This window comes from Sphaerochaeta sp. PS (assembly GCF_032144095.1).
Lineage (GTDB): Bacteria > Spirochaetota > Spirochaetia > Sphaerochaetales > Sphaerochaetaceae > Sphaerochaeta.
This window is the reverse complement of the sequence record NZ_JAVSNJ010000029.1, coordinates 1-1,680: the sequence shown is the minus strand read 5'-3', so window position 1 is coordinate 1,680 and position 1,680 is coordinate 1. Positions and strand designations below refer to the sequence as shown.

The following is a 1,680-nucleotide window of genomic DNA, read 5'->3' as shown; positions in this document are numbered from 1 at the left end:
CAATAAATAGAATGACTACTGTAAGGGCCGAAGCGGTGCTCAAGCCTTTACAGCTGGAGGTTCGATGATATTCTTAACTGACGGAGTTAGGAAGCCGGTGGCCGAGTGGCCCTTTTTGTAAGGATTGGAGCAATCCAATACCTTGACCAATAAAATACTTCAAACCGGTCATCGAAGTCTATCGTAAGGCATGTCGTGGGGGCTTTTGTCCCCCGATATGACCTTGTAAATAAAAATGGTGGATCACGATCCGTGTCCATACAGCCTTCCAGCTCCGAATCTTTCCTTAGGAGGTGCTGCCATGCCAAAAAACATGCAGTACGAACGAACTTTCGGGTTGGACTTGTCTAAAAAGACATTCCACGGATGCATCCTGGACGGTCCTGATCTGACAAACCGTCATTTTTTCACTGGGGATATGGGACCCAAGGGCAAGGCCAAGCTTGCAGGCAGGCTTTGTAAGGGGGACCTGGTACTTATGGAAGCGGGGACTTCTTCCTTTTCCCTGGCAAGGTTCCTTATCGAGAACACTGAGGCGGAGGTGACAGTCCTCAATCCTGCCAAACTGTATAATATCTTCAACAGTACGCTCAAGACAGACAAATCGGACAGCGAAAAAATTGTTCGTATCGCAAGGAATATGCCAAAGGATGAATGGCCGGTGGTTTCCATTCCTACGATGACAGAGCAAGCTGAACGGGCTGCAGTGACATTTGAGGTTTTTCTGGCAGAAGAACAGACCATGTTGGTAAACAGACTCCATGCTCTTTTCAACTCGATGGGATATCCATATGTCAAGAAATCAGAGCTGAAGGTGGAAGATAAGCGGCTTAGGTTGGCCAACGAATACCTTTGTGAGGCTTCCATAGCCATTGAACAGGCTATCATGCTATCCGACCAGCTGGTGCAACTTGCCAATCAGATGGAACAATGTCAGCAAACACTGAGAGAAATCTGCCTTTCGCATCCAATCCAGGCTCTTTCCTTGTTCTCCCTGCCTGGAGTGGGATTGATGACTGCATCCTCGCAGATTGCCTACCTCAACGACGGCTCTCGGTTTGATTCTCCAGACAGCTATGTGAACTATGTGGGGCTCTCGGAGAGGAGGTTCGATTCAGGAAATAAGGTCAGCAAGGGGCATATCACCCATATGGGTAACAAGTGCATCCGACGAAACATCATCCAAGCTGCTTGGTCCGCATCCCGCAAGTCTGCCCATAATCCTTTATTGGTTAAATACAATGATCTTAGGGCTAAAGGAAAGTGCAAGCAGGTTGCTGCAGTTGCGATAGCGAAGAAGATGGTACAGCTTAGCTACATCCTAGTCAAAAGCAACGACATCTATGAGTTTACCAAACAGCAAGGATTGGAATCTTTCAGAAAAAAACTACGATTTCATAAACTTGAAGGTTTGCTTGAATTCTTGCCTGAATTTACCAGACGGCAAATGGAGGAGATTGACAAGGGTAAAAAGAAAGAGGCAGCTGCAACCGCCCCTTCCAGAACCAGAAAAGTAAAATAACTTAGTATTCTTGACTAAAGTCTAGCACAAACCTCAAAAACTGCAAGCCATTGGGTAACCTTATTTGGTGTGCACTTATTCCATGGACTAAAAATAAGAAATTACGAAAAGTCAGATTCTCTTAATTTAAGACTTGACAACATTAGTCAAATAAAAAG

At 45.5% G+C, this 1,680-nt stretch carries 1 protein-coding gene; it reads left to right on the top strand.

The genetic code is table 11. From position 1 onward, the window contains the following. The first annotated feature begins 301 nt into the window (after positions 1 to 301). The gene (locus ROJ03_RS13020; RefSeq protein ID WP_313727498.1) at positions 302 to 1,522 is read left to right on the top strand and encodes an IS110 family transposase; all 1,221 of its coding nucleotides are present in this window, start codon (positions 302 to 304) and stop codon (positions 1,520 to 1,522) included. Positions 1,523 to 1,680 lie beyond the last annotated feature (158 nt).